The following is a 14,310-nucleotide window of genomic DNA, read 5'->3' as shown; positions in this document are numbered from 1 at the left end:
TCATGTCAAACGCACCTGTACGCATCGTATTTCTGGCTTGCGCCATCGGCCTGCTCGGGGCCTGCGGGGGAGACGGCGTCAATTCGGCGCCCGGACCGATCGCAGCACCGCCGCCTCCGCCGCCTCCACCTCCGCCGCCTCCGCCTCCGCCGCCACCCGGACCGCCGCCGCCTCCGTCGGGGGATATCGGTCTGGTGTCGAGCGAGCCCTTGACGGTGCTGGGCGTGGTCAACGAATATGCGCCCGGCGCCGACGGGGTGATCCAGGTATCGCCGCATGAACGCGCCGATATATCGCTGGAATACCGCGCATCGGACGGGGCATATTTCATCACTCTGCCCGGCTACAACAGGGGTGCCCTCTACACCACCGGCTACCACGGCAGTTACATCGACGGGTCGGCCTGGCAGAATATCTACGGGACGTACAACCAGCTCCTCGATGGCGAAAGCGGCCGGCAGGATGCGTTCGTGTACCTTGCCTGGCCGAAGGGCCCGCTCAGCACCGAGGATACGCTCACCTATACTTCCTGGGGCAACTGGGAAGATGACGGCGGTTTGAACGGAAAGGCCAGGACCGGGAACTACGGCTATTTCGCCTACGGCATTCCCACCACCGGTTCGGATGTCCCGAAGACGGGCACTGCATCCTATTCCGCCGATATCAAAGGTACCGCCAACTACAATTACGATCCCAACAGCCTCTATGTGGACTACGTCACCGGCACTGCGGAGCTGCGGTTCGACTTCGGCGCGGGAACGCTGGCGGGCGAGATGAACCCGTGGGTGTGCCCGTGGGACTGCTATCCCATCGGCACCTACACCTTTGTCGAGACGGTCTATGCAAGCGGAAGCACTGTATTCTCGGGTAAGTTCGCCCGCGACGGCACCACGCTGCCGTCCTGGTTCGAGGGCAATTTCAACGGACCGGGAGCGGCCGAACTGATGGCCCGGTTCAGCGCGCCCTATGTTACTACCATCGAAGGGCGCGAATATTCGGGTACGATTGGCGGCATCTGGATCGGCAGGAAAAACTGAGCGGCTACGGTGCTCGAAGCGCTCGTCCTTGCCCTCGCTGCTGCCCCTGTACCGGACCAGCCGGTGCAGGGAAGCGGTGAGGATATCGAGATCGCCGCAACGAGCAGGGAATTGCTCGCCATGGCGACGAGGGCGGTGTTGGCGCAGCAGGAAGATCTCGCGATCACCATGCTGGAAGCTCTCACCAAGGATCCCGAACTGGCGATCCGCAACGAGGCGCGGTTCCGGCTGGCCATGCTGGCGATGCGGCACAGGGACTGGATGCGCGCCGGGCTATACCTGCGCGCAATCCTGGACGAGGAGCCTACCGCCCAGCGCGCCCGGGTGGAATTGGCGCGGGTGCAGGCCGAACTGGGCGATCACGAGGCGGCCCGACGCAGCCTGCGCGAGGCGCAAGCGGGAGAATTGCCGCCCAATGTTGCGCGCGTCGTCGAACGGTTTTCTGCCGCCTTGCGGGACAGGAAGCCCGTCGGTGCCACCTTGCAGCTGGCGATCGCCCCCGACAGCAATGTCAATCGTGCCACGCGCTCTGACACGCTGGGCACGGTGATCGGCGATTTCGACCTCGACGAGGATGCACAGGAGACGTCCGGTATCGGCCTGTCGGTGAAGACGGAAGCCTATTACCGCCTGCAGCTTTCGTCCGCGACTTCATTGCTCGCCCGGGCCGGTTTCTCGGGCAACTTCTACCGCACGAGCCGGTTCGACGACATGGTGGGTTTCGCTTCGCTCGGCCCGGAATTCCCGTTCCGTCGCGGCCGGGCCAACCTCTCGCTCGGTGCGCGGCGCAGGTGGTTCGGCGGAGAAACCTATGCCGATGCGCTCACGGCGAATTTCGACTGGCAAGGCGCTGCCGGGCCCCGCGCGCAAATCCGTGCGGGGCTTGGCTACGCACGCACCGACAACCGGCTGAACGATAGTCAGGACGGAGACGAGTTTTCCGCTTTCGCCAGCTACGAGCGGGCTCTGAGCACGCGTTCGGGTGTCAGCGTTACCATCGGCGGTATGCGCCAGCTCGCCAAGGACCCCGCCTATTCCCTCGCCAGCCTGCAATTGTCGGCGACCGGATGGCGCGAATTCGGCAGCACCACCCTGTTCGCTTCGGCCAGCTACCAGCATCTCGAGGCGGACGAGAGATTGGCGATCTATCCCGAGCGGCGTCGCGAGGATTTTGCGCGCGTTTCCCTCGGCATCACCAATCGAAAGATCGAGTGGCAGGGCTTCTCGCCGCTGGTCAGGGTTGCCTTCGAAAAGAACTGGAGCCCGATCGAAGTTTACAGCTTCGACCGGTGGTCGGGTGAATTCGGCGTGGTTCGCGCATTCTGAGCCGTCCGGCAGCTGTCCTACAGTCACCCGCGCGGGTAGGCTGGTGCGATGACCACCCGCTTGCCTGCCTTTCAAATTCCCGGACACACATACCGGCCGCGTCCCTGCGCATTTCTTCCCCAGGACCGTGTTCCAAGTGTTCCATCCTGTGGGGAGACTGCTAGGCAGGCCCTACAATGCCCCAACACGTCTATATCCGGCCCATCGGCCTCGTCCCCGGTCCCCAGAGCGAACACGGCAATGCCATCCGGCTGGCCGGTTCCATGGCTTATGCCAGCCGCTTCGCAGTGATCCTGCGGCGGGACGGGGATATCGTCGAACGCTGGCTCGCCGCTCCCGATACGATGGCACAGGTGCTCGGCGCCCTGCCGGACGAGGTGGGCGCCGATGCGGAAGCGCAGTGGGCGAACCTCACGCTGGCGCATCCGCCGCTGCAACTGGGGCCGCGATCGGTCGCGCTCGACCAGCCGCAGGTCATGGGCATCCTCAACGTGACGCCCGACAGCTTCAGCGACGGCGGGCGCTATCTCGACGACCGGGCAGCAGGGCGCGAACATGCCGCTGCCATGGTGGAAGCGGGAGCGGCCATCATCGATGTCGGGGGCGAAAGCACGAGGCCGGGTGCCAAGGCACTGTGGGAAGGCGACGAGATCGAGCGCGTGGTTCCCGCGATCGAGGACTGCGTGGCTATGGGCGCTGCGGTCAGCATCGACACGCGCAAGGCGGCCGTCATGGAAGCCGCGCTGGAAGCGGGCGCGCACCTGGTCAACGATGTCTCCGGCCTCGCGCACGATCCGCGCAGTGCGGAGGTGGTCGCGGGTGCCGGTTGCCCGGTCGTGCTGATGCATGCGCCTGGCGCTGCCGGCGAGGACCTCCACGAAGGGGGCGATTACGACCTAGTGGCGTTCGACGTGTTCGACGCCTTGCGTGCCCGCCGCGATGCGGCGCTCGATGCGGGGATCGAGGCGCGCAACATCCTGCTCGATGTCGGTATCGGGTTCGGCAAGTCGCTGGGCGAGAACCTGGCGCTGGTGAATGCGTTGCCGCTGTTCCACGCGCTCGGCCACCCGCTGCTGTTCGGGGCGAGCCGCAAGCGCATGATCGGTGCGCTCAGCAAGGAAGCGCCCGCCGATGAGCGGCTGGGCGGCAGTATCGCGCTGGCGCTGGAAGCCATGCGTTGCGGGGTGCAGATGGTGCGGGTGCATGACGTCGCCGAGACGGTGCAGGCCCGCAACGTCTGGCGCGGCCTGCGCGATGCGGCGCTGACCGACTTCTCTGACTTGCCGGGCTAGTCCCCCGGTGAGGCAGCGCTTCCGGCGAGCAACCCGCCGTCGAGCGTGAGCTCCGCACCGGTCATGTAGGCGCTTTCGGGCGAAGCGAGGTAGACGCACAGGGCGGCGACCTCCTCGACCGTGCCGAAGCGTTTCAGCGGCGTGTCCTTGACCATGGCGGCCTTGCGCTCTTCCAGGCCGGGCCCGTCGCCGAGCAATGCCTCCCACATGGGCGTCATGACGGCGGCCGGCTGGACCGAGTTGCAGCGGATCTGCCAGCCCTGCTGTGCGCAATAGAGCGCGACCGACTTGGAATGATTGCGGATCCCCGCCTTGGACGCGGCATAGGCAGCGGCTCCGGGAATGCCGACCACGCCGGAGCGCGAGGACATGTTGATGATCGAGCCGGTGCCCTTCGCCTTCATCGCTCCGATGGCATAGCGGCAGCCAAGGAAGGTGCCTTCCATGTTGACCGCGTTGACGCGCCGCCATTCCTCAAGCGTTGCGTGCTCGGGATCGTGAGGGCGGGGCGGGCCGTCCTCGAAACCGGTGATACCCGCGTTGTTGACCATCACATCGATGGCCGGAAAGCGCTCGGCCAGCGCCTGCCAGCCCGCTTCGTCGGACACGTCGAGATGCTGCCATTCGCAGCCGAGTTCTTCGGCCGCTTTCCTACCGGCATCCTCGTCGATATCGGTCAGCACCACCTGCGCGCCCGCGGCAACGAAAGCTGCGCACACGGCCCTGCCGATACCTCGCGCGCCGCCGGTGACGACGCATTTCATTCCGCTGAGTTTTCCCATGGCCCCGAAAGGTAGGGCAGGTCAGGCCGCGTTGTCGATGCCGAGTTCGCTCAGCTTGCGATAAAGCGTCGAACGGCCGATGCCGAGGCGGCGCGCGACTTCGGTCATCCGGCCGCGATAATGCCCGATGGCGAGGCGGATGATATCGGCCTCGATTTCCTCGAGCGGGCGCAAATTGCCGTCGTTGGTGTAGAGTAGCACGCCCACCCCGCGCGCCCGGCTCTCGCCGCGCAAGGGGTTGTCGCCGAGCAGCTCGGACAGCTGCGGGAAGCTTTCCGCCGTCAGCGCTTCGCCGTCGCAGAAGACCGCGGCACGGAAAAGGACAGCCTGCAGCTGGCGAACGTTGCCCGGCCAGTCATAGGCTTCGAGCAGCGAGAGGCCGCTGTCGGCGATGGAATGGTGCTTCAGGCCCGGCTGTTCCGCGATGCGCGACAGGAAATAGCGGGTGAGGGCAGGGATATCGCCCAGCCTTTCGCGCAGCGGCGGAAGGTAAATGCGGGTGGCCGAAAGCTTGTCACGCAGCGCGGCGGAGAATTCGCCGGCCTCGACCGGCTCGTCAAGTTCGAGGTCGCTCGCCCCGAAGACCCGCACGTCGATGCGGAAGCCGTGGGTGGCGCCGGTGGGGCGCACGATGCCGGTTTCCAGCGTCTCCGCCAGCCGTTCCTGGATGGCGAGGTCCATGCGGTCGATCTCGTCGAGCATGAGCGTGCCGCCGTCGCAATGCTGCAGCAGGCCGACCTGCTTGTCGAATGCGCCAGGGAAGGCGCCCTTCTCGTGACCGAACAACAGCGATTCGAGCGAATTGCCCGGCAGGCCGGCGCAATTGACCAGGCGCATCGGAGCCTTCGCACGGGTCGAACCATTGTGCATTGCGCGCAGGAGCATTTCCTTGCCGGTGCCTGTCTCGCCCTCGACGAGGACATGGCCATGGCCCCGCGCAGCGGTTGCGGCCTTGGCCAGCGCGGTGCGGAAAGGCGCGGCAGTGCCGACCATCGCGTCGAAATCGAGAACCTGCGACAGCTTTTCCGTCATCGGCTGCAGCTCGTCCTTCGGCGCTTCGCGGCGGGTTGCGCTGCGCAAGGCCGAGAGCAGGCGTTCGGGCGCGATCGGCTTGATCAGGTAATCGGTCGCACCGGCGCGCATCGCTTCCACCGCGAGCAGAGGCGAGGTGCTGGCTGTCAGCATCATCACCGGAAGGTTGGGCCAGGCGGACTTGAGGTTGCGGATGAAATCGCACGCATCCTCGCCCGGGACCCACTGGTCGAGCAGGACTGCAGCGATCTGTACGCCTTCCTTCGAAGTCAGCGCCTCGTGCGCTTCCTCGCAGGTTTCGACCACGATGGTGCGCCATCCCTCGCGGGCAGCAAGCGCCGTCACGAGCCGGCTCTGTGCCGGTTCGTCGTCGATCAGCAGCAGGAGGCGGCCTTCCTGTGTCGCCATAATCCCGTAACGCTCCCTCGTGGCACGCCGTACTATACGGCAACGCTCCCCACTGTCTTAGCAAAGAGGAGTAAATGGGCGATTAAGCGTGTATTTCGGCGTGGAACGGGGTGTCCAAGCCCTTGTCGTTGCTTTTCTTGCACTCTAGAGGACGATTGAATCATAAAACTAATCGAGGGACTGAATATGGAATCCGGGAATGACATGAAGGCCCATAGCAAGACCTATGGCTCCTTCATCGGCATGCTGAAGTGGGCGGTCCCCGTGATCGTCATCATCACGGCCATCGTCGTCATCTTGATTTCGGGCTGAGCGCCGCGTTGATCCGCATCGCTGTCCTGGCAGAGCGGGCGAACGGCGAAAGCCGGGTCGCCATCACGCCGGAAACGGCGAAGAAATTCATCGCACTCGGGGCAGAAGTCGCAGTGGAGGAAGGCGCAGGGGTAAGCGCCTCCATCACCGACGAGGCCTATCGCGAAGCAGGGGCGCAAGTCGTACCCGCGGCCCAGGCGGTCGCGGGCGCGGACATCGTGCTCGGCGTGCAGGCGCCCGACGTGGCGCTGCTGTCCGGCGCGAAGCCCGGCGCTTGGGTCGCGGCGACGTTCGATCCCTTTCGCGAGACCGACCGGGTAGAGGCCTATGCCAAGGCAGGACTCGAAGCGTTGTCGATGGAGTTCATGCCGCGCATCACGCGCGCGCAGAGCATGGACGTGCTCTCGAGCCAGTCGAACCTTGCCGGCTACAAGGCGGTGCTTGCATCCGCCAACGAATATGGCCGCGCATTCCCGATGATGATGACCGCCGCCGGCACGGTGCAGGCAGCCAGGGTCTTCGTCATGGGGGTCGGCGTTGCCGGACTGCAGGCTATCGCCACTGCCAAGCGGCTCGGCGCGCAGGTGTCCGCCACAGACGTGCGCAGCGCCACCAAGGAACAGATCCAGTCGCTGGGTGCGAAGCCGATCTTCGTCGAGGAAGTCGCCGGTATCGAGGGCGAAGGCTCGGGCGGCTACGCCACCGAGATGAGCGACGAATACAAGGCCGCGCAGGCCAAGCTCGTGTCCGAACACATCGCCAAACAGGACATCGTCATCACCACCGCGCTCATCCCGGGCCGCCCCGCTCCGCTGCTGGTCAGCGACGAGCAAATCGCCTCGATGAAGCCGGGCAGCGTGATTTTCGACCTCGCGGTTTCGCAAGGCGGCAACGTGGAAGGATCGAAGCCCGACCAGGTGGTCGAGAAGCACGGCGTAAAGATCGTCGGCTATTCGAACACGGCAGGCCATCTAGCCGCAGACGCATCGGCGCTTTTCGCGCGCAACCTCTACAACTTCCTCTCCGCCTTCTGGGACAAGGAGCAGGGCAAACCCGTGCTCGACGAGGAAATCGGCGACGCCGTGCGGCTTACGCAGGGCGGGAAGGTCGTGAACGAGAGGCTGACGACTACGTAACCCGGGCCCGGGGAGGGGCCGCACATGGACTTCATTTCGATCCTGTCGATCTTCGTGCTGGCGTGTTTCGTCGGCTATTACGTAGTCTGGTCGGTCACGCCTGCGTTGCATACGCCGCTGATGGCGGTGACCAATGCGATTTCCTCGGTGATCATCGTCGGTGCGCTTATTGCCGCAGCGGAGGCGGGTAGCCCCCTTGCGAAATGGTTGGGCCTGGCTGGCGTCGTGCTAGCCAGCGTGAACATCTTCGGTGGTTTCGCTGTCACCGAGCGAATGCTGGCCATGTACAAGAAGAAGGAGAAGAAGTGATGCGTCGCCTTCTCCTCGCTGCGCCCTTCCTGCTGTCGGCCTCGCCTGCTGCCGCTTCGACCGGAGAGCCGGTAAACCCGTGGGTCGCGCTCGCCTATCTCGTGTCGGGAGTGTTCTTCATCCTCGCCCTGCGCGGCCTGTCCTCGCCCGCAACGAGCCGGACGGGCAACCGCTTCGGCATGATCGGGATGCTGATCGCCGTGGTGACCACGCTGGTCACGCATTCAGTCGTCAACATCGTGGAAATCGGCGTCGCCATCTTCCTCGGCGGCATTATCGGCGTCACCATCGCCCGCCGTATCGCCATGACCGCGATGCCCGAACTGGTCGCGGCCTTTCACTCGCTAGTCGGCCTTGCCGCGGTGCTGGTGGGCTGGGCGGCTTATCTCAATCCCGGTGCTTTCGGGCTGCTCTTGCCCAATGGGGGGATCGACCCTGTCAGCAAGGTCGAGATGGGCCTCGGTATAGCGATCGGCGCGATCACCTTCTCCGGCTCTGTCATCGCCTTTGCCAAGCTTTCGGGACGGATGAGCGGCTCGCCGATCCTGTTGCCCGGGCGGCACATCATCAACCTCGGCACGCTGGCCGCGATCCTCGTGCTTGTCGCCATGTTCGCGCACACGGTCGGCGCAGGCACGATGCCGTTGATCATTGCGCTCACCGTCGCCGCTTTCGCTATCGGCTTCCTGCTCATCATTCCCATCGGCGGTGCGGACATGCCGGTCGTTGTGTCAATGCTGAACAGCTATTCGGGCTGGGCGGCAGCGGCGATGGGCTTCACGCTTGGCAATACGGCGATGATCATCACCGGCGCACTGGTGGGCTCCTCGGGTGCAATCCTCAGCTACATCATGTGCCGCGCGATGAACCGCAGCTTCCTCTCGGTCATCGCCGGCGGCTTCGGCGCGGACAGCAGCTCGGGCGGAGGCGAGGCGAAGGAGCAGCGCCCCTACAAGCAGGGCAGCGCGGAAGACGCCGCGTTCATGCTCGAACAGGCGGAAAAGGTCATCATCATCCCCGGCTACGGCATGGCGGTGGCGCAGGCGCAGCACGCGCTGCGCGAAATGACCGACCTGCTCGAGGAAAAGGGCGTCGAGGTGAAGTTCGCCATCCACCCCGTCGCCGGGCGCATGCCGGGCCACATGAACGTGCTGCTGGCCGAAGCGAACGTGTCCTACGACAAGGTCTTCGAGCTGGAAGACATCAACAGCGAATTCGCCCAGGCCGATGTGGCCTTCATCATCGGCGCGAACGACGTGGTTAACCCGGCGGCCAAGACCGACAAGTCCTCGCCCATCTACGGCATGCCCGTGTTCGACGTGGACAAGGCGAAACAGGTCTTCTTCATCAAGCGCTCCATGGGCGGGGTGGGCTATGCGGGCGTCGACAACGACGTCTTTTACATGGACCAGACCATGATGCTGCTGGCCGATGCGAAGAAGATGGTCGAGGAAATCGTGAAGGCGCTCGACTGACCCAATGCGCAAGACCGTGATCGCAATCGCCGTGCTGGCGCTGGTCGGCCTCGGCCTGTGGGGCTGGTTCGGCGGCGTGGAGCGCGTGACCGCTGGCCGGATCGAGGCCGTGCTCGTCGACAAGGGCATCCCGCAGCCGGTCGCAGCCTGCATGGGCGGGCGCATGGCAGAGCGGCTGTCGCTCATGCAACTGCGCAAGCTCGAAAACCTCCAGGCGCGCGAGGGCGAGAGCGAGGTTCCGCTGACCATGGCAGAATTCCTCGAACGCCTGCGCCGCGTGGACGACCGCGAGGCGATCGAGGTGGTCGGTACCTCGGCGGCGATCTGCTCCTTTACGGCAGGATAACCGCCCGACTTCCCAAATCCTCTCGCTCGCGGCATGATCGGCGCCGAGGGGGAGGGGCTTATGAAGAAACTGGCAATCACGACAGCCGCGCTGCTGATGGCGGCGACGGCCAATGCGCATACCGGTCACGGCGCTGAAGAGAATGCGACGCTGGCGCAGGTCGGGACCGAGTTCATGGTCATGGAGACCAGCGCGAACGAAGCAGCGAAGCAGCCGTTCCTGCGCGGCCTCGCGCTCTTGCACAACTTCGAATACGGCTACGCGGCGGAGGAATTTCAGCGAGCGCAGGCCGCCGATCCGGGCTTCGTCATGGCCTATTGGGGCGAAGCGATGACCCACAACCATTCGCTGTGGGACGACCAGGACCGGGATGCTGCACTCGCCGCACTGGCAAAGCTGGGTGCCACGCTGGCGGAGCGTGCTGCCAAGGCCCGGAACGCGACCGAGCGCCAGTGGCTCGACGCGGTTGAGACCCTTTACGGCGAAGGCACCAAGGAGGAACGCGACCTCGCCTACCTCGCAAAGATGCGTGCCATGCTTGCCGCGCGCCCCGACGATATCGACATGCGCGCCTTCACCGGACTGGCGGTGCTCGCCAGCTCGCATGGTGGCAGGCAATTGCCCGTCTACATGGAGGCGGCCGGCGTGCTGGAGCAGGGGTTCATGACGCACGAGATGCACCCCGGCATCCTCCACTACCTGATCCATTCCTATGACGATCCGGTCCACGCCCCGCTCGGCAAGCGGATGGCGGAGCGTTACGCGGTCGTTGCGCCCGATGCGGGGCACGCACAGCACATGGTGAGCCATATCTTCCATGCGCTGGCCGACTGGCAGGCGGTGGAGCGCGCCAACGTGAACGCAGATGCCGTGGTAGACCGCCAGCGGGCGTCGCAGGGCCGCGATCCCAGTTCCTGCGGCCACTACAACGAATGGCTGGCCTATGCGCTGCTCCAGCAGGGCAAGGACGCAGCTCCGCTGATCGCCGAATGCCGCGCGCAGGCCGAGGCGCAGATCGCGGGTGGACCCAAGGGCCGCCTCGGCTACGGCCCCGCATCCAGCTATTCCGGCATGGCCATGTGGAACGGCGTTGCGACCGGCACATGGGCACCTCCGCTCGAAGGCGTGGATGAAGGTTTCCTCCTGACGCGCTTCGACCAGGCCTACTCGCGCCTGATGCGGGCCGGAGATGACCGTCAGGAAGTGGCAGCCGCGCTCGACCGCATGAAAGCGCTGGCGGTCGAAATCGATGCCGCGCTCAAGGAAGAATCGCCCTACGACACGTGGGTGAGGCCGTGGATGATGCGCCAGGTCGCGCAGGGCGAGGCGCTGCTGGTGCTGGCCGAGGGGCGCACGGATGAAGGGCTAGCCCTGCTTCGTGCTGCAGCCCAGCAGGAAAGCGCGACGCCTGTGGTCTATGGCCCGCCGCCGGTGGGCAAGCCGGGTTGGGAAATCCTTGCCGAGCATCTTGCTGCAGCAGGCCGGTACAAGGAAGCGGCAGAAGCCTATCGCGAGGCGCTGGCCTTCGCGCCTGGGCGCAGGCTGTCGATGGAAGGGCTGGCCCGGGCACAAGCCACCTCCCGCTGAAGCCCATCGCTTGCAATCGTCTGACCTTGCGGCACAATGGGTTGCAAGGGAGAGACTCATGTTCAGAATGACGATTGCCGCGGCCCTGCTTGCGACTGCCGCGCCTGCGCTGGCCGAAACCCATGTCGTGACCCCCGGGGACGGCGCGCAGGAGCGCCTGCAGGAGGCGCTGATCATTGCGCAGCCGGGCGACGAGATCGTGCTCGAAGCGGGACGCTACGCGATGAGCGACGGTCTCAGCCTCGATGTCGAGGGTGTGACCCTGCGCGGCGCAGGAATGGACGGGACTGTGCTCGACTTCACCGGCCAGCAGGGCGCGGGCGAAGGGCTACTTGTCACCAGCGACAACGTAACCCTGCGCGATTTCGCGCTGGAAAACCCCAAGGGCGACGGGGTGAAGTCCAAGGGCGCCGACAATATCGTCTACCACCGCATCCGCGTGACCTGGACGCGCGGGCCGCATCCGGAAAATGGTGCCTACGGCATCTACCCGGTCGAAAGCACCGGCATTCTCGTCGACGGCGTCAAGGTGACCGGGGCGAGCGATGCGGGCATCTATGTCGGCCAGTCCGACCGGATCACCGTGCGCAATTCGATCGCGGAGGCGAATGTCGCCGGGATCGAGATCGAGAACAGCCGCAACGCGTTGGTCGCGCACAATATCGCCACGCGCAATACGGGCGGGATCCTCGTGTTCGACCTGCCCAGCTTACCCGTCATGGGCGGGGGCAACGTCATCATCGAGAACAACCTGGTGGTCGCCAACGACACGCCCAATTTCGCGCCTCCCGGCAATATCGTGGCCGGAGTGCGGCGCGGCACCGGCATCATGGTGATGGCTAACGAGAAGGTGCTGATCGAGAACAACATCCTCTCCGGCAATCCCACTGCGCCGGTCATGGTGATCGCCTATGTCCAGCCCTACGATGACGCGCGCTACAACCCGCTTCCGCGCGAGGTGGTGGTGGGCCCGAACAGCTACGACGGCGGCGGCTACGACCCGCAGCTCGACGGGGCGGAGATGCTGCTGGCGGCCTTTGGCGGCGAACTGCCGCCGGTCCTTTGGGACGGGCTTGGTTCGCTTGCGGCAGTCGAAGGGACCGCAGGATGGAGCCTCAACCTGACCGAGGCCGGAAAGGGCCTCGGCGCAGCGCAGCCCGGACCGCTCAGCGTGAAGGCGCCCGCAGCAGCGTTCGATCGCAGCGGCATCGGTGCACCTGCAGCGCTGGAGGCGCGGCTCGGAGGATGAAGCCTGCCACCGCCCTGCTTGCCGCAGCGAGCCTCGCGCTGGCCGGGTCGGTCGCGGCACGCGCCGCTTTCTTCCAGCCGGTAGCGGCGGTCGGCGCAGTCAATGACGATGCGGTGGTGGAGGGCATGCCGCGCCTGTTGTCGCAGTTCGGCTTCTTCACGGACGGGGCAGGGCAGGCCCCGGCGGCACGCGTCACGCCCTATCGCCTGAATACCCCGCTCTATTCCGACGGGGCGGAAAAGCTGCGCTTCGTCTACTTGCCCGAAGGCAAGCGGATGGAAGCCAATGGCGATGGCCTGATCGATTTTCCGGTCGGCACTGCGCTGATCAAGACATTCGCCTTCGGCGAGGGGAGCAAACGCCGCCTGATCGAAACACGCGTTCTGCTCCACCGTGAAAGCGGCTGGGTGGCTCTGCCCTATGTCTGGAACGCGGAGCAGTCCGACGCTGCGCTGGCGATTGCAGGTGCGCGCATGCCGGTCGTCACGCCGGCAGGCGAGGCGATCAGCTACCGTGTGCCGAACAAGAACCAGTGCAAGGAATGCCACGGGCTGGACGATGCGGTGATCCCGATCGGGCCCAAGGCACGCAATCTGTCCGGCGAATGGCTCGCGGCCAATCTTGGCGAAGTTCCGGCCGGTGCAGACCGGCTGGCGGTCTGGGAAAAGCGCAGCGCGGTGGGCGCGGATGCTGTCGCCCGCGCCTATCTCGACGTGAACTGCGCCCATTGCCACCGGCCCGGGGCCACCGCCTCGAACAGCGGGCTCGACTTGCGGTGGGAGCAGGACGATCCTCACGCGCTCGGCGTGATGAAGCGACCGGTCGCGGCCGGACGCGGGGCGGGCGGCTTGCTGTTCGATGTCGTGCCGGGCGAGCCCGACCAGTCGATCCTGCTTCACCGGATGCTGAGCAATGATCCCGGCGTCGCCATGCCCGAACTCGGCAAGTCGAGTATCGACCGCGAAGGAACCGAGGCGGTGCGCCGCTGGATCGAGGAGATGCCAAGATGAAATGGATCGTGCGCGGCTTGGCCCTGCTGCTGCTTGCCGGCGGTCTCGCTTTCCTCTTCTTCAGGGTGCCGGACACCGATGCGAACGAGATGTGGGCCAAGTACGGCGCTTCGCCTTCGCAGGCTGTCGAACTTGCCGACGGGCGAACCGTCCACTTGCGGGATGAAGGACCGCGCGATGCGCCGGTGATCATGCTGCTCCACGGCTCGAACGCCGATCTCTACACTTGGCAGCCCTGGGCTGAGATGCTGCGCGAGGATTACCGCGTCATCCGCTTCGACCAGCGCGGCCACGGCCTGACGGGACCCGCGCCCGATGGCGATTATTCGCATGACGCCTTCGTCGCCGACGTCGGGAATGTCGCCGATGCGCTGGGCCTCGATCGCTTTGTGCTGGCCGGAAATTCCATGGGCGGCGGCATCGCCATGGGATACGCCATGGCCCATCCCGAACGTCTCGACGGACTTGTGCTGGTCGATGCAGGCGGCGCCGACATCCAGCGCGAAGGCAGCGGCAACCTGGCCTTCAAGCTGGCGCGCATTCCGGTGGTCAACAGCCTCTCTTTCCAGCTCATGCCGCGCTCGATCGTCGAGCGCAGCCTTTCGCAAAGCGTTTCGAACCAGCAAATCGTCAGCCCCGAGGCAGTTGACCGCTACTGGGAACTGGCGCGCTATCCGGGCAATCGCGATGCGACGATGAAACGCTTCGGCCTTGGCTGGACCGTCTTCGACAAGGCAGACGTGGCCAAGGTCGAAGTGCCGACACTGGTGATGTGGGGCAAGGAAGATGCGCTCATCCCCTTTGCGGCTGCGGGCTGGTACGATGACGTCCTGCCGAACTCTGCCCTGGTCGCCTATGACGGCATCGGGCACATCCCGATGGAAGAGGCGGCAGAGCGCAGCGCGACGGACCTGATGGTGTGGCTTTCGGACATCGCCCTTGCGGCAAGCGAAAGCGCTTCGGAACCGCCGAGGGCGCAGTCCGTTCCCAATTCCTGAAGAGGGTCTGC

The 14,310-nt window shown here is 65.4% G+C and carries 14 protein-coding genes; 12 read left to right on the top strand and 2 right to left on the bottom strand.

The window, feature by feature from the left end; all coding sequences use genetic code 11:
* Positions 1–194 precede the first annotated feature (194 nt).
* The 3 genes from GRI42_RS13835 to folP all read left to right on the top strand — a co-directional run bounded on the left by GRI42_RS13835 (position 195) and on the right by folP (position 3,655).
* Positions 195–1,037 (top strand): HupA family protein, encoded by an 843-nt coding sequence (locus tag GRI42_RS13835; RefSeq protein WP_170289992.1) that lies wholly within the window; start codon positions 195–197, stop codon positions 1,035–1,037.
* Positions 1,038–1,046: 9 nt separating this feature from the next.
* Positions 1,047–2,363, top strand: coding sequence for a surface lipoprotein assembly modifier (locus GRI42_RS07795; RefSeq protein WP_160607784.1), 1,317 nt, complete (start codon positions 1,047–1,049; stop codon positions 2,361–2,363).
* 176 nt (positions 2,364–2,539) lie between these two features.
* A complete protein-coding gene (gene folP, locus GRI42_RS07790; RefSeq protein ID WP_160607782.1) occupies positions 2,540–3,655 on the top strand; it encodes a dihydropteroate synthase in 1,116 nt (371 codons plus the stop codon).
* On the opposite strand, the gene GRI42_RS07785 is transcribed toward folP, so the two are convergent.
* Together GRI42_RS07785 and GRI42_RS07780 are read right to left on the bottom strand one after the other, a co-directional pair.
* The gene (locus GRI42_RS07785; protein ID WP_160607780.1) at positions 3,652–4,437 is read right to left on the bottom strand and encodes an SDR family oxidoreductase; all 786 of its coding nucleotides are present in this window, start codon (positions 4,435–4,437) and stop codon (positions 3,652–3,654) included. The genes folP and GRI42_RS07785 overlap by 4 nt on opposite strands.
* 21 nt (positions 4,438–4,458) lie before the next feature.
* Complete coding sequence (locus GRI42_RS07780) at positions 4,459–5,877, bottom strand: sigma-54-dependent transcriptional regulator (RefSeq protein WP_160607778.1); 1,419 nt, start codon at positions 5,875–5,877, stop codon at positions 4,459–4,461.
* 204 nt (positions 5,878–6,081) lie between these two features.
* Here GRI42_RS07780 and GRI42_RS07775 point away from each other — a divergent pair, with 204 nt between their 5' ends.
* From GRI42_RS07775 to GRI42_RS07735, 9 genes are read left to right on the top strand one after another with little or no spacing between them, the layout of a single operon-like run.
* Complete coding sequence (locus GRI42_RS07775) at positions 6,082–6,189, top strand: aa3-type cytochrome c oxidase subunit IV (RefSeq protein WP_234033908.1); 108 nt, start codon at positions 6,082–6,084, stop codon at positions 6,187–6,189.
* Between the two features lie 11 nt (positions 6,190–6,200).
* Positions 6,201–7,325 (top strand): NAD(P) transhydrogenase subunit alpha, encoded by a 1,125-nt coding sequence (locus GRI42_RS07770; protein WP_160609138.1) that lies wholly within the window; start codon positions 6,201–6,203, stop codon positions 7,323–7,325.
* A 24-nt stretch (positions 7,326–7,349) separates the two neighbouring features.
* Positions 7,350–7,634: an NAD(P) transhydrogenase subunit alpha gene (locus GRI42_RS07765; protein ID WP_160607774.1), complete on the top strand. Its 285-nt coding sequence runs from the start codon at positions 7,350–7,352 to the stop codon at positions 7,632–7,634.
* Entirely contained in the window at positions 7,634–9,109 is a 1,476-nt protein-coding gene (locus GRI42_RS07760; protein WP_234033906.1) for an NAD(P)(+) transhydrogenase (Re/Si-specific) subunit beta, read from the top strand. The genes GRI42_RS07765 and GRI42_RS07760 overlap by 1 nt, the downstream gene beginning before the upstream one ends.
* Positions 9,110–9,113: 4 nt before the next feature.
* Complete coding sequence (locus tag GRI42_RS07755) at positions 9,114–9,455, top strand: hypothetical protein (protein ID WP_160607772.1); 342 nt, start codon at positions 9,114–9,116, stop codon at positions 9,453–9,455.
* A gap of 60 nt (positions 9,456–9,515) precedes the next feature.
* A complete protein-coding gene (locus GRI42_RS07750; protein ID WP_160607770.1) occupies positions 9,516–11,042 on the top strand; it encodes a hypothetical protein in 1,527 nt (508 codons plus the stop codon).
* 58 nt (positions 11,043–11,100) lie between these two features.
* On the top strand, positions 11,101–12,291 hold the full coding sequence (locus GRI42_RS07745; RefSeq protein WP_160607768.1) for a parallel beta-helix domain-containing protein: 1,191 nt from the start codon (positions 11,101–11,103) through the stop codon (positions 12,289–12,291).
* Complete coding sequence (locus GRI42_RS07740) at positions 12,288–13,301, top strand: SO2930 family diheme c-type cytochrome (protein ID WP_160607766.1); 1,014 nt, start codon at positions 12,288–12,290, stop codon at positions 13,299–13,301. Before GRI42_RS07745 ends, GRI42_RS07740 begins: the two co-directional genes overlap by 4 nt.
* Entirely contained in the window at positions 13,298–14,299 is a 1,002-nt protein-coding gene (locus GRI42_RS07735; protein ID WP_160607765.1) for an alpha/beta fold hydrolase, read from the top strand. Before GRI42_RS07740 ends, GRI42_RS07735 begins: the two co-directional genes overlap by 4 nt.
* Positions 14,300–14,310: the final 11 nt, after the last annotated feature.

This window comes from Qipengyuania gaetbuli (assembly GCF_009827315.1).
Classification (GTDB): domain Bacteria; phylum Pseudomonadota; class Alphaproteobacteria; order Sphingomonadales; family Sphingomonadaceae; genus Qipengyuania; species Qipengyuania gaetbuli.
The sequence above is the reverse complement of the archived record's forward strand: the minus strand, read 5'-3'. Positions and strand labels throughout refer to the sequence as shown.

What these genes read in the sequence shown, in the direction of transcription:
- folP (WP_160607782.1), top strand. Translation starts at nt 2,540, where the DNA reads ATGCCCCAACACGTCTATATCCGGCCCATCGGCCTCGTCCCCGGTCCC.
- GRI42_RS07785 (WP_160607780.1), bottom strand. Translation starts at nt 4,437, where the DNA reads ATGGGAAAACTCAGCGGAATGAAATGCGTCGTCACCGGCGGCGCGCGA.
- GRI42_RS07780 (WP_160607778.1), bottom strand. Translation starts at nt 5,877, where the DNA reads ATGGCGACACAGGAAGGCCGCCTCCTGCTGCTGATCGACGACGAACCG.
- GRI42_RS07775 (WP_234033908.1), top strand. Translation starts at nt 6,082, where the DNA reads ATGAAGGCCCATAGCAAGACCTATGGCTCCTTCATCGGCATGCTGAAG.
- GRI42_RS07765 (WP_160607774.1), top strand. Translation starts at nt 7,350, where the DNA reads ATGGACTTCATTTCGATCCTGTCGATCTTCGTGCTGGCGTGTTTCGTC.
- GRI42_RS07760 (WP_234033906.1), top strand. Translation starts at nt 7,634, where the DNA reads ATGCGTCGCCTTCTCCTCGCTGCGCCCTTCCTGCTGTCGGCCTCGCCT.
- GRI42_RS07755 (WP_160607772.1), top strand. Translation starts at nt 9,114, where the DNA reads ATGCGCAAGACCGTGATCGCAATCGCCGTGCTGGCGCTGGTCGGCCTC.
- GRI42_RS07750 (WP_160607770.1), top strand. Translation starts at nt 9,516, where the DNA reads ATGAAGAAACTGGCAATCACGACAGCCGCGCTGCTGATGGCGGCGACG.
- GRI42_RS07745 (WP_160607768.1), top strand. Translation starts at nt 11,101, where the DNA reads ATGTTCAGAATGACGATTGCCGCGGCCCTGCTTGCGACTGCCGCGCCT.
- GRI42_RS07740 (WP_160607766.1), top strand. Translation starts at nt 12,288, where the DNA reads ATGAAGCCTGCCACCGCCCTGCTTGCCGCAGCGAGCCTCGCGCTGGCC.
- GRI42_RS07735 (WP_160607765.1), top strand. Translation starts at nt 13,298, where the DNA reads ATGAAATGGATCGTGCGCGGCTTGGCCCTGCTGCTGCTTGCCGGCGGT.